This window comes from Acinetobacter sp. YH16031, from assembly GCF_013417335.1.
GTDB lineage: Bacteria > Pseudomonadota > Gammaproteobacteria > Pseudomonadales > Moraxellaceae > Acinetobacter.
Genome location: NZ_VPED01000003.1, coordinates 109,357 through 126,594, shown reverse-complemented (window position 1 = coordinate 126,594; position 17,238 = coordinate 109,357). Strand labels below are relative to the sequence as shown.

The 17,238-nt window shown below is 45.6% G+C and carries 15 protein-coding genes; 12 read left to right on the top strand and 3 right to left on the bottom strand.

Annotation, left to right across the window (positions count from 1 at the left end; genetic code table 11):
• Position 1 precedes the first annotated feature (1 nt).
• The 6 genes from FTV31_RS02530 to FTV31_RS02505 all read left to right on the top strand — a co-directional run bounded on the left by FTV31_RS02530 (position 2) and on the right by FTV31_RS02505 (position 6,693).
• Complete coding sequence (locus FTV31_RS02530; RefSeq protein WP_180012875.1) at positions 2-1,555, top strand: 3-hydroxyacyl-CoA dehydrogenase; 1,554 nt, start codon at positions 2-4, stop codon at positions 1,553-1,555.
• A 12-nt stretch (positions 1,556-1,567) separates the two neighbouring features.
• Entirely contained in the window at positions 1,568-2,779 is a 1,212-nt protein-coding gene (pcaF, locus tag FTV31_RS02525; protein ID WP_180012904.1) for a 3-oxoadipyl-CoA thiolase, read from the top strand.
• 58 nt (positions 2,780-2,837) lie between these two features.
• Positions 2,838-4,130, top strand: coding sequence for a phenylacetate--CoA ligase PaaK (paaK, locus tag FTV31_RS02520; protein ID WP_180012874.1), 1,293 nt, complete (start codon positions 2,838-2,840; stop codon positions 4,128-4,130).
• A 60-nt stretch (positions 4,131-4,190) separates the two neighbouring features.
• Entirely contained in the window at positions 4,191-5,132 is a 942-nt protein-coding gene (gene paaX / locus FTV31_RS02515; protein ID WP_159123525.1) for a phenylacetic acid degradation operon negative regulatory protein PaaX, read from the top strand.
• A gap of 41 nt (positions 5,133-5,173) precedes the next feature.
• Positions 5,174-5,773, top strand: coding sequence for a gamma carbonic anhydrase family protein (locus FTV31_RS02510; protein ID WP_180012873.1), 600 nt, complete (start codon positions 5,174-5,176; stop codon positions 5,771-5,773).
• Between the two features lie 140 nt (positions 5,774-5,913).
• The gene (locus FTV31_RS02505) at positions 5,914-6,693 is read left to right on the top strand and encodes a class I SAM-dependent methyltransferase (RefSeq protein ID WP_180012872.1); all 780 of its coding nucleotides are present in this window, start codon (positions 5,914-5,916) and stop codon (positions 6,691-6,693) included.
• 55 nt (positions 6,694-6,748) lie between these two features.
• Here the strand turns inward: FTV31_RS02505 and FTV31_RS02500 are convergent, their stop codons facing one another.
• Positions 6,749-7,558 carry an inner membrane protein YpjD gene (locus tag FTV31_RS02500; protein WP_004783358.1) on the bottom strand — a complete coding sequence of 270 codons (810 nt, stop codon included), beginning with the start codon at positions 7,556-7,558 and terminating at the stop codon, positions 6,749-6,751.
• 138 nt (positions 7,559-7,696) lie between these two features.
• Between FTV31_RS02500 and ffh the strand changes: the two genes are divergently transcribed.
• From ffh to FTV31_RS02485, 3 genes are all read left to right on the top strand, one after another.
• Entirely contained in the window at positions 7,697-9,103 is a 1,407-nt protein-coding gene (gene ffh, locus FTV31_RS02495; RefSeq protein ID WP_180012871.1) for a signal recognition particle protein, read from the top strand.
• 159 nt (positions 9,104-9,262) lie between these two features.
• Positions 9,263-9,838, top strand: a complete 576-nt coding sequence (locus FTV31_RS02490) for an alpha/beta hydrolase (RefSeq protein ID WP_180012870.1) — start codon at positions 9,263-9,265, stop codon at positions 9,836-9,838.
• A 133-nt stretch (positions 9,839-9,971) separates the two neighbouring features.
• Positions 9,972-10,577 carry an alpha/beta hydrolase gene (locus tag FTV31_RS02485; protein ID WP_180012869.1) on the top strand — a complete coding sequence of 202 codons (606 nt, stop codon included), beginning with the start codon at positions 9,972-9,974 and terminating at the stop codon, positions 10,575-10,577.
• On the opposite strand, the gene FTV31_RS02480 is transcribed toward FTV31_RS02485, so the two are convergent.
• Both FTV31_RS02480 and FTV31_RS02475 read right to left on the bottom strand, forming a co-directional pair.
• The gene (locus FTV31_RS02480; protein ID WP_180012868.1) at positions 10,531-11,271 is read right to left on the bottom strand and encodes a type III pantothenate kinase; all 741 of its coding nucleotides are present in this window, start codon (positions 11,269-11,271) and stop codon (positions 10,531-10,533) included. The two genes, FTV31_RS02485 and FTV31_RS02480, sit on opposite strands and share 47 nt — an antisense overlap.
• 14 nt (positions 11,272-11,285) lie before the next feature.
• Positions 11,286-12,041 carry a biotin--[acetyl-CoA-carboxylase] ligase gene (locus FTV31_RS02475; protein ID WP_180012867.1) on the bottom strand — a complete coding sequence of 252 codons (756 nt, stop codon included), beginning with the start codon at positions 12,039-12,041 and terminating at the stop codon, positions 11,286-11,288.
• Between the two features lie 27 nt (positions 12,042-12,068).
• Here FTV31_RS02475 and FTV31_RS02470 point away from each other — a divergent pair, with 27 nt between their 5' ends.
• From FTV31_RS02470 to smc, 3 genes are all read left to right on the top strand, one after another.
• On the top strand, positions 12,069-12,872 hold the full coding sequence (locus tag FTV31_RS02470; protein WP_180012866.1) for a sulfite exporter TauE/SafE family protein: 804 nt from the start codon (positions 12,069-12,071) through the stop codon (positions 12,870-12,872).
• 205 nt (positions 12,873-13,077) lie between these two features.
• Complete coding sequence (locus FTV31_RS02465; RefSeq protein ID WP_005234246.1) at positions 13,078-13,773, top strand: GntR family transcriptional regulator; 696 nt, start codon at positions 13,078-13,080, stop codon at positions 13,771-13,773.
• Between the two features lie 11 nt (positions 13,774-13,784).
• The gene (gene smc / locus FTV31_RS02460; protein ID WP_180012903.1) at positions 13,785-17,237 is read left to right on the top strand and encodes a chromosome segregation protein SMC; all 3,453 of its coding nucleotides are present in this window, start codon (positions 13,785-13,787) and stop codon (positions 17,235-17,237) included.
• Position 17,238: the final 1 nt, after the last annotated feature.

The following is a 17,238-nucleotide window of genomic DNA, read 5'->3' as shown; positions in this document are numbered from 1 at the left end:
TATGCCAGAGATGAATTTAACCCAAGCCAAAGTTGCGGTGATCGGTGCCGGTACGATGGGTATCGGGATTGCCCAGCTAGCCGCCATGCATGGTCACTCAACCTATGTTTATGATGTTGATACCAGCCGTACCCGGGCTGCATTGCAGGACTTACAGGCACAGCTCAGCAAGCGTGTGGCTGCAGGTAAAATGACCCAGGAACTGCTGGACAGCACTTTTGCCAACCTAACTGTGGTGCAGGACCTTCAGCAACTTGCGGATCGTAACCTGATCATTGAGGCGATTGTCGAGAAAAAAGAAGTCAAACAGCAGCTGTTCCAGCAACTGGCAGAAATCTGCTCGGCAAAGACAATCTTTGCTTCAAATACTTCGTCGATTTCAATTACTGCGATTGCCTCTGCAATTCCGCAACCAGAACGGGTCGTGGGACTGCATTTCTTTAACCCGGCACCGGTTATGAAACTGGTAGAAATTATCCGTGGTCTTCAAACTTCTGCGGACATTGCCACTGCGTTAATTGAATTGATGACTCGCTGGAAAAAGGTACCGGTTACGGCAAAATCTACGCCAGGTTTTATCGTGAACCGTGTAGCCCGTCCTTACTATGCTGAAGCCTTTCGTGCCTTGCAGGAAAATGTTGCTACGCCTGAGCAGCTGGATTTCATCATGCGTGAATGTGGCCGATTTGCCATGGGGCCATGCGAGCTGACCGACCTGATCGGGCAGGATGTGAATTTCTCGGTGACTCAAAGTGTCTATAACGAATTCTTTAATGAACCCCGTTATCGTCCGTCATTAATCCAGAAAGAACTGGTCGATGCTGGCTGTCTGGGGCGCAAGTCCAAGCAGGGATTCTATGACTACCGCAGCGAAGTGCGTACTCCGGCTTATCAATTGCCGGTGCTATATGCCAAATCGGTACAGAAACTTGAGGTGCTTGTGAAAGGTGCCTGGCAGCATTCCCCAGCACTGATTGAACTCTTAAAGCAGGCTTCACATGTGGAACTGAGCTTTCAGGCTGCTGAGCACAATGAAATTCTCATCGGCGACGTATCATTGCGCCTGTCTTTGGGTGAATCGGTTGAACTGGACTATACCCAGCAGAAAGTCGTACTGATGGACTGGCATGCGGACTGGCATAATGCCAAAGCGATTCCAGTGACTGCTTCACCTGCGTGTAGCGAACAGGATCGTCAGGTAATCGAGCAGCTACTGGTCGGTATGAATGTGATACCAATTTGGTCTAAAGACCATGCAGGCCTATATGTACTGCGTACTATTGCTATGCTGGTGAATGAAGGATGTGAAGCTGTTCTACATAATATTGCCTCAGAACAAGACATTGATTCAGCAATGAAATTTGGTGTCAATTATCCAAATGGTCCATTTGAGTGGGTAAACAAAATCGGATATAACACAATTTTACAAATCTTAAAAAATATGTATCGTATTTATGGTGAAGAGCGATACCGACCTAGTATATATTTAGTTAAGCAGGCAGCGCTAGGACAGGCGCAACAAGTATCGCCAACACAGTTACGTGTGGCGGGCTAAGGAATAAAAATGATGGAACATGTTTATATTTTTGACGGTATTCGTACCCCAATCGGTCGTTATGCGGGTAGCTTGAGCGGCATTCGCGCTGATGATCTGGCTGCTCTACCAATTAAGTATTTAAAAGAGCAGCATCCCAACCTACCATGGGCAGAAGTCGATGAAGTGATTTTAGGTTGTGCCAATCAGGCGGGTGAAGATAACCGTAACGTGGCGCGTATGGCAGCCCTTTTGGCTGGGTTGCCGGAAAGCGTACCGGCGATTACCGTAAACCGTCTCTGTGCTTCCGGTCTGGATGCTGTTGGTTTGGCAGCACGTGCGATTAAATCGGGTGAAGCACAGTTTGTAGTGGCCGGTGGCGTAGAATCCATGAGCCGTGCGCCATTCGTACAGTCTAAGCCGACAGCAGCCTTTAGCCGTACTCCGGAAATTTATGACACCACCATTGGCTGGCGATTTATCAATCCAAAATTTAAGGTAGGTTTCGGCGTAGATAGCATGCCGGAAACAGCAGAAAATGTGGCTGAAAAATATCAGATTAATCGGGAAGATCAGGATCTGTTTGCTTATCGCAGCCAGCAAAAAACTGCACAGGCACAGCAGAATGGTATTTTTCAGGCAGAAATCCTGCCGGTAGAAATCAAAGGTGCTAAAGGTTCTACTCAGGTGATTGCTGAGGATGAACATCCACGTGCCGATACTACTTTAGAAAAATTGGCTTCTTTAAAAGCGCCATTCCGCAAGGAAGGTGGTTCGGTAACTGCTGGTAATGCATCTGGCGTGAATGATGGTGCCGCTTGTGTATTGCTGGGTAATCAGCAGTTTGCAGAACAGCATGGACTGAAACCGCTGGCACGTGTAGTGGGAATTGCCAGTGCCGGTGTAGAGCCGCGCTATATGGGCATTGGTCCAGTACCAGCAGTGCAGAAAGTATTGAAACAGACAGGGCTTAGTCTGGAACAGATGGATGTCATCGAGCTGAATGAAGCCTTTGCTGCACAGTCACTTGCAGTACTACGTGAGCTGGGCCTTCAGGATGATGATGCACGAGTAAACCCGAACGGTGGTGCCATTGCTCTCGGCCATCCTCTTGGTATGAGTGGTACACGACTGGTGATTACCGCCATGAAAGAACTACAGCGTAAACAAGGAAAATATGCCCTTTGTACCATGTGTGTCGGTGTAGGACAGGGTGTCGCACTGATTCTGGAAAATGTGGCTTAAGGACTGAATTAAAAAACAGGAACATCAGCAGTCAGGATGACTGCAGCAGGAGCAAAATATGAATAACAATGCAATGGAACAGATTGAAACCGCTTCAGTGGATGAATTACGTAGCCTGCAACTGGAACGTATGAAAAAAACGCTGCAGCATGCCTATCAGAACAGTACGGTGTACAAGAAAAAGTTTGATGAAGCAGGTGTGCATCCGGATGATCTGAAATCACTGGAAGACCTGGCAAAATTCCCCTTTACCACCAAGCAGGATCTGCGCGAAAACTATCCATTTGGCATGTTTGCTGTGCCTCAGGAGCAGATTGTCCGTGTACATGCTTCTTCAGGAACCACAGGTCAGCCTACTGTAGTCGGTTATACCCAGAATGACATCAACACCTGGTCCAATGTTGTGGCACGCTCGTTACGTGCAGCCGGACTCAGCAGTAAAGATACGATTCAGGTATCTTATGGATACGGGCTATTTACTGGCGGGTTGGGTGCACATTATGGGGTAGAACGTCTGGGTGCCACCGTAATTCCAATGTCAGGTGGCCAGACCGACAAACAGGCACAATTGATTCATGATTTCAAGCCAACAGCTTTAATGGTCACACCATCTTATTGTCTGAACATTATTGAATGTCTGGAGAAAAAATTCGGGACTGCCAAGGATTGTTCCATCAAGACCGGGATCTTTGGCGCAGAGCCATGGACCAATGAAATGCGCCGTGAAATTGAAGAACGTCTGGGTATTGATGCGCTAGATATTTACGGCCTGTCCGAAGTCATGGGACCGGGTGTGGCGATGGAATGTCTGGAATCCAAAGATGGACCTACCATCTGGGAAGATCACTTCTATCCTGAAATTATCCATCCGGAAACCGGTGAAGTATTACCTGATGGTGAACTGGGTGAGCTGGTATTTACCACCATCACCAAAGAAGGTATGCCGGTGATTCGTTACCGTACCCGTGATCTGACACGCTTATTGCCAGGTACAGCACGTACTATGCGTCGTATGGACAAGATTGTCGGTCGCAGTGATGACATGATGATTATTCGTGGCGTGAATGTGTTCCCATCACAAATTGAAGAGCAAATCCTGCATATTCCGCAGCTTATTCCGAATTATCAGATTCAGATTTGTAAACAGGGCCATCTGGATACATTGCATATTCGTACCGAAATGCGTAAAGATAATGCTATAAATATGACACACCAATTGGCAAATCAGCTGAAAGTACAAATCAAGACCATGGTCGGGATTAGTGTCAGTGTGGAAGTTTTACCGGAAGGTAGCTTGCCACGCTCTGAAGGTAAGGCTCAGCGGGTGTTTGATATCCGAAAGTCCGCTTAAATACGTCTGGATGACAGGCTCAGGTCTGTCATCCGGCTTTAACAAGGTAAATTGAACGTAATGAATCCGAAATTAAAACAAGTAATTGATGATTTCATTCAGAATGAGACCCTTAGTGGAACCTCATTGGTAATGACGATTTTTGGTGACAGTATTTATCACCGCGGGGGAGTCATTAGTCTTGCCAGCCTGATTCAGCTGATGGATGTATTTGGCTTCAATGAGCGTTCTGTGCGTACCGCTGTATTCCGTCTGGTACAAAATGGCTGGCTGAGTTCAGAAAAGATTGGCCGCACCAGTTATTACCGTATTACCGAAAGCAGCCGTCAGCGTTTTATTACCGCAGACCAGAAAATTTACAGTTTCCAGCATAATGAATGGGATCAGAAATGGGATCTGGTTCTGCTCAGTTCAGTTGAACTAGAAAATAAACAAACGCTAAAAAAAGAACTGGAATGGTTAGGCTTTGCCAATATCGCGACCAATGTCATGGCCTATCCGGGGTGTGATCAGCAGAAACTGCAAAACCTGTTACTGAATAACAAGATGACCGATCAGGTCGTAGTGTTTCGTGCTGAAACTTTACAGCTTTGGCAGGAATCTTATCCAACCATTAAACGCATGGTTGAGACTAACTGGCCAATCCCGGAACTGCATCAGCGTTATGAAAAATTTATTAGCGATTTCCGCGAGTTTTTCTATCTGGTGGAAAATGAAGAGGAACTGGATCCAGTACAAGCCTTTCAGATTCGTATCCTGCTGATCCATCAATATCGCCGTATTTTACTGAAAGACCCGAATCTGCCATTTGAACTGTTACCAACAGACTGGTTGTCACTGATTGCGCGCAACCTGAGTACCAATCTATATCAGGCAGTATTTGCAGCAGGAGATGAGTTTTTCCTGGAGACTGCCCGGACAGCGGAAGGCCTTATGCCACCTGCACATCCACAATTTTATAAACGTTTTGGTGGCTTAAAGCAGCCGGAATTGACTTTTTAATATTTAAAAGATCATGAACCTAGTAGCTCAAGGAGGAGCCTATGCCATGTTATGCGATTGATGGGGTTATTCCTGTCGTCAGCCCTAAAGCTTATGTCCATCCTACGGCTGTGCTGATCGGTGATGTGATCATTGAAGCCGGAGTTTATATTGGTCCGTTCGCTTCGTTGCGTGCCGATTTTGGCCGGATTCATATCCAGAAAAATGCCAATGTACAGGATTCCTGTACCATTCATGGATTTCCGGACAGTGTGACCTTGGTTGAAGAATATGGCCATGTTGGTCATGGTGCCATTCTGCATGGCTGCGTGGTACGAAAAAATGCCTTGATCGGTATGAACAGTGTAATTCTGGATGAGGCCGAAATCGGGGAGAATGTCATTGTTGGGGCCAACAGTACAGTTAAGGCTAAATTCAAAGTGCCAGCAAATAATCTGGTACTTGGCAGTCCGGCAAAAGTCATCCGTCCTTTAGAAGAAAAAGAAATTGCCTGGAAAAGTCATGGCACCGAGCAATATATCCAGCTCACTGCACGTTGTTTGAATACCTTGCAGGAAGTAGAAGCTTTAACTGAAGATTCCGCAGAGCGACGTGATTATCAGAACTTTAAAGCCGATTATCAGATCAAGCAAAATAGTTAAACTAGCTGATTTCTAATAATTTTAGATAATTAAAATACGCTAATTTTTTAGTTTTAAAATTATTGGAAATGAAACCGAATTACTATTGTCACCTTTCCGGATCGAGTTAAGCTGTGAGAAAACAGGTCAGGAAAGTGCAGATGGAAAGTCGGGAATTTAAAGACCATTTCTCCCAGCAGTCCCAAGATTATGCCTTGTTTCGTCCGCATTATCCGGACACTTTGGGGAAGATGCTGGCAGAGCTATCAACGAGTACCCAATTGGCTTTAGACGTCGGCTGTGGCTCAGGACAGTTTTCAGAGGTTTTGGCGCATTATTTTGATCAGGTCATTGCCATTGATGCGAGTAGCGAACAAATCGCACAGGCCAAACCTCATCCGAAAATTCAATACCTTCATGCCCTAGCTGAAAATATACCCTTAGCTGATCAAAGTGCTGACCTGATTTCAGTCGCGCAGGCTGCCCATTGGCTGGATCTGGACAAGTTCTATGCGGAAGTTCGCCGTATTGCAAAATCCAATGCCATTCTGGCTCTTATTAGTTATGGGGTATTCAGCATTGATGAAGAACATCTGAATCATTATTTCAGACATTTTTATGAAGTGACGATCGCACCCTATTGGGCACCTGAACGTCGCCATGTCGATGAAGGATACAAAAATCTGCCATTTCCATTTCAGGAAATTTCTGTACAGCCGCCGGTATTACAAGTCGAGTGGAACTTTTACCAACTGATAGGCTATATGAGTACCTGGTCAGCTGTAAAAGCAGCCACCCAGGCACTCGGACATAATCCGCTGAATGTACTGGCGGATGCCTTATTGCCAGAATGGGAAGACCCAGAATTGCCCCGGGTAGTGAGTTGGCCGCTATCGCTACGAGTGGGAAGGATAAATCCAGATAAAGGAATGGATAATTAAATAAAAAGCCCAGTCTTAGCTGGGCTTTTATAATACCGATCGAAGATCAATCAGCTTATTTGTTTAACAGCATTTCTAGCACAAATTTGGAACCGATAAAGCCGAGCGCCAGCAGGCCAAACCCAAGCAGGGTAAAGCGCACTGCTTTCTGACCACGCCAGCCAAATTTCCAGTGGCCGATCAGTAATGCACCATAAACCAGCCAGGACACAATACTAAAGGCAGTCTTATGGGCCAGATGCTGGGCAAAGAAATTATCGATGGTAAAGAAGCCAAAACCCAATGCCAGTGTCAGTAAAATGAAACCGGTCATCAGCATATCGAACAATAAAGATTCCATATCCTGATAGGAGGGCAACAGATTCACCCAAACCCGACGTTTCTGTTTTTTCTTCAGTTCACGATCCTGAAACCGCAAAATGACGGCCTGAATCGTCGCCATCAATAACACAGCATAAGCGGATAGGGACAAGATAATATGAATATCCAGACCTAGGGAATTTTGTGCAATAACTTTCGCTGGCTGGGTGAAACTGAAACCGAGAATCAGGCCGGTCGCAGCGACGGGAATACCAATCAGGTTTAGCGCAATAATCGGCCGATAGGTACTGTAAATGATGCTTAGCAGCAGCATTAGCCCTGAAGTAAAGGAAAGTAAGGCAAATACATCATAATTCATCCCCATTGGGGTATACATGTCACCTGATAAAACCAAAGCATGCAGTACCAGTCCAACTAAAGCTGTTAAGCCGACAAACCATTGATTTGGAGTACGTTTAGTCATTAAATGAATGAACAGATACCAAAAAGAGGAGGTATAAGCGATTAATGCTAAGATCGTGTAAACCAAGGGTAGGCTAAGCATGTCAAACCTTTTTAAGGGTGATGAATATTCATTTATATAAATTCAGTGCGAACTACAGTATCCTATAGCATTCTATGCATAAATTTTCTATTTTAAGAAACAATTTTTTGCTACTGGCTATTTTAAGCGGATTTTGCAATGTTTGATACCTTAACAGAACGACTCACGCAGAGTTTAAGAAATGTTACTGGCTCAGGGCAGCTAACCGAAGACAATATTAAAGATACGTTACGTGAAGTACGTATGGCACTTCTTGAAGCCGACGTTGCGTTACCTGTAACTCGTGAATTTATCGCGAAAGTTAAGGAAGAAGCATTAGGCCAGGAAGTGATGACTCAGTTATCACCAGGGCAAGCCTTCGTCAAAATCGTCTATGACGAATTGACCAAAATGATGGGCGAGGCTAATGAAAGCCTTGACCTTACAGCAAAACCACCGGTGGTGGTACTGCTTGCCGGTTTGCAGGGTGCGGGTAAAACCACGACTGCAGCCAAACTTGCGCGCTTCCTGCAAGAGCGTCAAAAGAAAAAAGTAGCTATGGTGTCTGCCGACGTTTATCGTCCGGCTGCGATCAAGCAGTTACAGACAGTGGCTGGCGAAGTTGGCGCGATTTTCCTTGAATCGAATGCTACTGAAAAGCCAATCAGCATCGTTAATCGTGCAATTGAACAGGCAAAAATCCAGTTTGCCGATGTACTGATTGTCGATACCGCAGGTCGTCTGCATATTGATGACGACATGATGGAAGAGATTAAAGAGCTGCATGCAGCGATTAATCCGACTGAAACCCTGTTCGTGGTCGATGCCATGACCGGTCAGGATGCGGCGAATACGGCCAAAGCATTTAACGATGCGCTTCCTTTGACAGGTGTGATCCTGACCAAAACCGATGGTGATGCGCGTGGTGGTGCAGCACTGTCTGTTCGTGCGATTACTGGCAAGCCAATCAAGTTTCTTGGTATGGGTGAAAAACTGGATGCCCTTGAGCCATTCCATCCGGAACGTGTTGCACAGCGTATTCTGGGCATGGGTGACGTGCTTTCTTTGGTCGAAGAAGTTGAACGCAAAATCGACAAAGAAAAAGCCGAGAAAATGGCGAAGAAATTGCAGAAAGGCGGTAGCTTCAACTTTGAAGATATGCTGATGCAATTCGAGCAGATGAACAAGATGGGCGGCATGATGGGCTTCTTGGACAAACTTCCAGGCATGAGCAATTCTGGTATTCAAGATGCGATTGCGCAGGCGAATCCTGAAAAGCAAGTGAAGAAAATGGAAGCGATTATCCAGTCGATGACCATTAAGGAACGTCGTAACCCTGACCTGATGAATCCAAGCCGTAAAAAGCGTATTGCAGCAGGTTGTGGTATGGAGGTGTCAGAAGTCAACAAGCTGATCAAACAGCATGCGCAAATGGCGAAGATGATGAAGAAATTTGCTAATCCGTCGGGTATGGCAAAAATGATGAAATCACTGAGCGGTCTGCAAAAACAGTTTGGCGGTGGCGGTGGTATGGGCCCACTGTTCGGCGGCAACGACAAAAAATAACTGTTTTAAATAAAAAAGGCGCGTACAGCGCCTTTTTTATTATCTGTATTTTCTTTTATATCCAGTTTAAACAAAACAACATTTGCTTACCCAAATTTCTAGAAAAATCAGGCAGACTCGAAAACATTCGAAATAAAATAATACAGAAGGATGTTTCTAATGACTCAAGTGATTGTGGTGCATGGCTATACCGCAAGTCCTGAAGAAAACTGGTTTCCATGGATTCAGGAAAAAGCCCAGCAGGAACATGTCAGCTTGAAAGTACTCAGACTTGACCCGTCAACTACGCCAAAACTGGAGGTCTGGGAACAGCAAATGCGTGAACAGATTGACGGGATTGACGAAAACAGTATTTTTATTGCGCATAGTCTGGGTTGTCTGGCTGCATTACATTATTTAAGTCGCGAATTAAAAAATCAGAGAATCAAACAACTGGTTTTGGTGGCCGGTTTCAATGGCAGACTGGGACGTCTGGAAGAAGTTAATCCGTTCATTGACGCGGCTGAAGTAGATTTTGATTTACTGAAACGTCAGATTGATGAACGTGTAGTGATTTATTCGGAAGGTGATGATCGGGTTCAGCCTGACTTTAGTCTGGAGCAAGCGGAAAGTCTGGATGCAATCGTAGTCTGTGCCGAACATCAAGGGCATTTCATTAATTCTCAAGGCTGTATTGAACTGCCAGAAGTCTGGCGAGTGATTCAGCCTTATCTGATCCAATCTTCCACTGAATAGGGAGGATGATGAACAGATTGGTTCAATGATGACAGGATGAAATTAAATAAGGAATATTGAATTTCATCCGCTAATAATTAAAAACTTAACTTTTGTCGGAGCATTTTGCTCTTAATATAATAAGTACAATGCTATGAAAAATATAACGAAGAAAGTCTATATCGTGCCTGATTATCAGGCGACCTCAAATGACCATTGGTATCCATGGTTAAGCCGGCAGATCAAAGACGCAGGGTTCGAGGCCAAACGGATCATGCTGGCCAACCCTTTTCAACCTGATCTAGAAGAATGGCAGCACAACCTGAAGCTGCAGATTCCGCATCTGGATGAGCATAGTTTCATTGTTGCGCATGGCTTGGGTGGCTTAAGTGCTCTAAAGTTTCTTGAAGAACACTATAGCCGTACACAATTGAAAATTGGCGGGCTCATGTTAGTCGCAGCTTTTGATACACCACTGGTGGCTTGGTCGGAACTGAATAAAATGGTGCAGGCAGTAAAGTTAGATCTGAACAATCTATCACATGGTGCCAAACGCTTTGTCATGCTGCTTTCCAGTAATGATCCTTATGTGCCTGCACCGATTTCACTGCGTTTGGGCCATAGCCTGAATGCACAGATTTTTGAAATCAAAAACGCAGGGCATTTTAACAAGCTGGATGGCTATGCAGATTTTTCAAAGTTGCTCGAGCTGCTCAAACTGTGTCTGGCAAATGATCTGCAAAATGCTGCAGGCCTTTAAGCAATAAGTCTGGTTCAATCACGGGCTGAAACCGTTCGAGATGCTGTGCAAACAGCGCAGCATCTCCACCAGTCAGGATCAACTGTGCCGGAAAATCTTGCAGTACTTTTTCAATGGTGCTGAGCAGACCGAATAAAATGCCATGATGCACGGCATCAATGGTATTGCGCCCAGGACTGAGTTCCTCGAAAGCCGCATCCGGGATTTTAATGCCTTTGGTATTCTGGATCAGGGAATCGCGCTGTAAATACAGGTTTGGCAGAATATAACCACCAAGATGTTTCTGGCCCTGAGCTAGATCAATGGTCAGGGCAGTCCCGCAGCTGATGACACAGTAATTTTGCTGAGTTGACTTGGCAACGGCCAGCACCTGCAACCAGCGGTCAATCCCAAGCTGGGAAGGATCATCATAGCCACAGATCAAACCGGCATAGCGTGCCTGTACCGTGGCAAAAACTACAGGAATGTTCAGGCAGGTCAAAATCGATTGAATACGGACATTATTCGCTTTGTCCAGTACTGAAGAAATTCCGACCTGATGCAAGCCTAAACTCTTAAAGTGCTGAATCAAGCCAAGAAGTAAGTCGGCAGGGGATTGCAAATGCATTTCCGCGGCATGTTCAATGATCTGGTTCTGCTCCGTAATCCAGTATTTGAGCCGTGTATTGCCGATATCCAACCATAGTTTTTTCATTGAATGATGCCTGTTCAGCCGCCGTTTTTGAGACGGAGTTGCCCCTGATAAAATGTCTGTGTATCTGCATCCGTTTCAATAATGACTGCACCATCGTCCTGAATGCCGAGAAAAGTTCCGGAATATTGGCCTTGAATATCGGTAAATTCAACTGTTTGCTGGAAAAATGCAGCATATTGGTTAAACCGTGCCGGCAGATTCTGACTGCCATAATTAAACCATTCACCCGCTTGCTGAATAGCCAGATACAACTCAGCAATCAGATCTACACGTGAAGCATGCTGTAGTCCCAATTCAGTCAGAGAAGTCACCTGCTGATCTGGAATGCTTTCCGTGAGTGGGCTGACATTGATCCCGACGCCGACCACCACCTGTTGGGTCGAAATCGGTTCAATCAGAATGCCGCCCCATTTCCCTTGCAGGCTGTACAGGTCATTGGGCCATTTTACCTGCAAGTCCAGTCCTTTTAGACTTGGCATTTGCAGGATATTTAATGCAATTTCCAGCGCCAGACGACCATCGATTGCTTTTTGTGTATGCAGCAATGTGCTTAAATAGATGTTCCCCTCAGGAGAAATCCACTGACGTTGACGCTGTCCACGTCCCTGGGTTTGCACGCGGCTACACACCAGTACCTGTTGTACCCCTTTGGTTGCCAGTTCCCGGACATCGTCATTGGTCGATGTGGTAATGGGCTTGATCAGCAATACTTCAGGGAGTTGGCCTGCTTGACTTAAACGTTGCTGCAGTTCGCGAGTTTCTACATCCATTTGAATCTAAACGTGGTAAATGTCGTTATGGAGTTAATCATATATTTATTGATTGGTGCAATTGCAGGATTTGCCGCAGGCCTGTTTGGCGTTGGTGGTGGTCTGATTATCGTGCCAATTCTGTACATTGTTTTTACCCAGCTCCAGTACGATCCAAGCGTGATTATGCATATGGCAGTCGGAACTTCTCTGGCCACAATTATTGTGACCTCAATCAGTTCGGTGATGGCACATCATCAAAGAGGGGCAGTGTTATGGGATGTAGTGCGTAATCTGGCACCCGGTCTGGTTATTGGCTCATTCTTAGGAGCTGGTATTGCAGATTATTTATCGGGTCAAGGTCTGCAATTGCTGATTGGCTTCTTTGCAGTCTGGATTGCGTTCAGAATGTTTAGAGGCGCGCATTATCAGGTTGATCCGAATCAGAAATTGCCTTCAGCCGCATTACAGTTGGTAGCAGGCGGCGGCATTGGTGTGGCATCAGCCATCTTTGGAATTGGTGGTGGCAGTTTGACTGTGCCTTTCCTGAATCGTTGTGGTGTCGTCATCCAGAAAGCAGTAGCCACTTCTGCTGCCTGCGGTTTGCCGATCGCAGTGGCCGGTGCCTTAGGTTTCATCTGGTTTGGTCAGAAAGCTGAAGTCGAAGTACCAAATACGATGGGTTATATTCATATTTATGCGTTTATTGGTATTAGTGTGATGAGTTTCATCACTGCAAAATTTGGTGCAAAAGTGGCGCATTTATTATCACCAGTTCTACTAAAAAAATGTTTTGCGGCCTTACTGACTACAGTTGGTCTGTATTTTATCTATCAAGGCTTTACTGCCTGAACTACTCATTTTTTTATCAGCTAAAGTTAAGCTAAATTTTTGAGGAGAATAGGTCACTATTCTCCTTTTTCTTTGACTGGGTTGGCTGTATAGACACAAGATTGTCTGACAATGTCAAAGTATTTTCTGCAAAAAAGCCGTTTAATAACTGAAAAGTCATCCAGAATGACTGCACTTGCATCAATAAAAATAAGACAGGAACAGTATGCAACAACAAGAAGCACACAGTTTGTCTGAACAGATTGCCAAGCATATCAGTGAACAGATTATCCGGGGTGAACTGGTTGAAGGCGAACGCATCCAGGAACTCAGAATTGCATCGGAACTTGACGTCAGTCGGGGATCAGTCCGTGAAGCCTTGCTCTTGCTTGAACGTACCCAGCTGATTGAAATCTTCCCGCGTCGTGGCGCCATTGTTTCGGAAATGTCGGCCATGCAGGTTCGTGCCCTGTTTGACCTGACCTCTTTATTGCTGGGGCAGATGGTACATCGCATGGCAGAGACCTGGCGCAGTCATGAGGCAGAGCGCATTCAGCTACTATTAGAACAATTGGAAGCCGAAACCCGCCAAGGCCATACCGAAAAGTTTTATGATTTGATCTTTCAGGGAATGGCCCAGCAACAGGAGATGGTCGGTAATCTTTACCTGATGCGCTACTATCAGGAACTATTACCATCTTTACGCCGTAGCTATTTTCTGACCCTGAATATTTCAAGACGTGAGCTACAGGAATCTTTTGAATTATTTAAACTGGTGACGGAAGCGATTTTAATTCGTAAATCCCATCAGGCGACGTTATTTATGGAAGATTTTTGTCGACACTTGCGCAACCTTGTGTTGGAATCTCTGACACGGATGAAACAAATTGAACTCGCGTGGGCCAGACGCTCACGACGTTAAATCAGGACACTATGCGTTTAAGCAGTTTAAAACTTTCAGGCTTCAAATCTTTTGCTGACAGTACCACCTTACACTTCAAGGATAACCGGACTGCAGTGGTGGGACCTAATGGTTGTGGTAAATCAAATGTGATTGATGCCATACGCTGGGTGATGGGTGAGTCCAGTGCGCGCCAACTACGTGGTGGCAGCATGCAGGATGTGATTTTTACCGGAACTGCCAAGCGTAAACCGGTGGGCATCGCTAGTGTAGAACTGCGCTTTGATAATATCTATGGCAAGCTGGGCGGTGCGTATAATGCCTATAATGAGCTGGCAGTGCGTCGTCAGGTCAACCGTGATGGCAAGTCTGAATATTTCCTGAATGGCACCAAATGCCGACGTCGTGATATTACCGATATTTTCCTGGGAACCGGTCTGGGGCCGCGTTCTTATGCAATTATTGAACAGGGCATGATTAACCGTCTGGTAGATGCCAAGCCTGAAGAAATGCGGGTTTTTATTGAAGAAGCTGCAGGAGTTTCCCGTTATCAGGCACGTCGCCGCGAGACCATGCTGCATCTGGATCACACTACGCAGAACCTGTCGCGTCTGGAAGATATTGCCTCTGAACTCAAGTCTCAGCTTAAAACCTTAAAACGCCAGTCAGAAACTGCGATTCAATATAAGGAACTGGAAGGCCAGATCCGTACCATCAAGATTGAAATCCTGTCGTTCCAGTGTGAACAAAGCCAGCGTCTGCAAGAAGAATATACTGTGCAGATGAATACGCTGGGCGAGAATTTTAAGCTGGTACGTTCTGAATTGACCACTGTTGAGCATGATCTGGGAGCCATTAGTGAACTGTTCCAGCGCCTGATTCAGCAATCCACGCCACTACAAACAGAATGGCAACAGGCTGAGAAAAAACTGAGTGAACTGGAAATGACCCTGCAGCAAAAGCAGTCCTTATTGCAGCAGAACTCAAGCAGTCTGGTGAAGCTGGAAGAACAAAAAGCACAGACCAAAGAACGTTTACAGCTGATTGAATTGCAACTGGACACCCTGCATCAGCAGCTCGAAGATCAGACTGCACAATTACAGCAGCAGGAAGGTCAAAGTCAGGAACAAAATCAGAGTCTGACTGATCTGAAATCCCAGCAAGGCACGATTGCTGCCCAGTTTACCCAAATTAAAACCCAGGTTGAGCAACAGCAACAACGTAAACAGCAAATGCTGGCGCAAAGTGAACAGCTGGCTAAAAATATTGTCCGGATTGAACAGCAAAAAGAAACCTTGCAACAGCAGGCAGCACAAATTCAGCAGCAGGCGCAGCAAGATGAGCTGGAACAGTATCAGGCTGATAAAGCTGAAGCTGAACAGCAAATCACTGGCTTTGAGACTCAGCTCAAAACACTGAAAACTGAGCTTGAGCAGCTACAGGCAGAACAGGCAAGTCAGCAGCAATTGTTCATGCAGCTGAAATCGGAAATTCAGGTGCTGCAATCAGAACGCAAAAACCTGAGCCAGTTACTGACCAAAGCCAATCCAGATGCCAAAGCGGATGCAGTGCAGTTAATGCAGGTGTTGAAGCTGAATCCACAGGCCAAGGCTCATGCCAGCCTGATTGAAAAGTTCCTGTCGAAATGGCTTTCTGCACAAGTATTAGAAGAAACTGAGCATTTTTTAGAGAATAGTGCACGCCAGCTCAAAGCTCAGACGACACAGGATAATATTCAGATCGCTGAACTCTCTTGTTTAGCAGACTGGATTGAAGCGCCTCAATATTCGCTCTGGCAACAGGTAGCCGTAGCTGAGAACTTTAAACAGGCACTTGGTTTACAAACTCAGCTGAGACCAGGCCAGTCGATCTTAAGTCTGGATGGCTATCATGTCGGACCCGACTGGATGATTGCACTGGACTATGATGAAGCCAGTCAGGCGGGACAAGGAGCACTGAGTCATCGTATTCGTCTGGATGAAATCGAGCAGCAACTGATTCAGCTTGAACCAAAATTCGCAGATCTAGAGCAACAGCTTCCTAAGTTAAATGCTCAAGTGAAAGCTTTACAGAGCCAGATTCAGAGCATCAATGAGCAGCAGAAGCAGGCACAAAAGCAGTTACAACAGCTTGATCTGAATATTGCTAAAGTCCAGAGTGCGACACAGGCCTTTGCAGTACAGAAACAGCAATTGCAGAACCAGTTACAGCAACTGGACGAGCAACTGGAAGAAGATGCGATGCAGAAAGACGATCTGGAAATTGATCTGCATGCACTGAATCTGAAACTGGAACAGGCACTGCCAAATTACAAAACCTTGCAATTCCAGCTGGAAGAACTCAATGCCCAGCTGGAAGACTCACAGCAAGTCACTCAGCAGGCGCAGCAGGAATTAGAATTACTGCGCCGTCAAACGGTACAAAGTCAGCAGCAGGCTGAACTGCTGGAAAAAGACCAGCTGTTTTTAAAAGAGCAATATCAACAGATTATTGCGCAAATAGAACAGGCCAAAAAGTTTGTCGATCCGGTACAACTGGAATTACCTGCTTTACAGAGCCAGTTCAATGAACAGGCACTGATCACGGAAAAACTGCAAAAAACCTGGGCAGACTGGCAGATCGAGCTGAATCAGATCCAGAGCAAGCAGCAGCACTTGACTGAGCAGCGCCATACTTTCCAGCAGCAAGATGAACAATTGCGTACTGAACTTGAAGCCAAACGTCTGGCCTGGCAGGCAGCAAAATCCGATTTACAGCATTATTCAGAGCAGCTGAAAGAGTTGAATAGTGAAGTAATTTCAGGGCTAAATATTGATGTAAAAGTACATCAGGCTAAACTGGAAAAAGCACAGGCTCAATTCGATAAACTGGGTGCGGTGAATCTGGCAGCTTCTGAAGAGTATGAAGAAGTTTCGAAACGCTATGGCGAACTCAGCCATCAGATTCAGGACCTGGAAAATACCGTTGAACAGCTGCAGGCAGCAATGAAAAGTATTGATCAGGAAACCCGCAAGCTGTTTATGAATACCTTCGATCAGGTCAATGCCGAGCTACAAAACCTGTTCCCGAAAGTATTTGAGGGCGGTGAAGCGAGTTTAAGTCTTGAAGATGGATGGCAATCGGGTGTAAAACTGATGGCTCGCCCACCGGGCAAGCGCAACAGTTCACTGGCATTACTTTCTGGTGGTGAAAAAGCTTTAACCGCATTAGCACTGGTCTTTGCAATTTTCCGCTTAAATCCGGCACCATTCTGTGTATTGGACGAAGTGGATGCACCGCTGGACGATGCCAATGTGGGACGTTTTTGTAATTTAGTCAAAGAGCTTTCTGAACAAGTGCAATTTATTTATATTACCCATAACAAACTTGCAATGATGATGGCGACTGATCTTTTAGGTGTAACCATGCCTGAACCGGGAACCTCAAAATTAGTGACAGTAAATTTGGAACAGGCAAAAGAATACGGCTTAGCTGCGGAGGTATAAC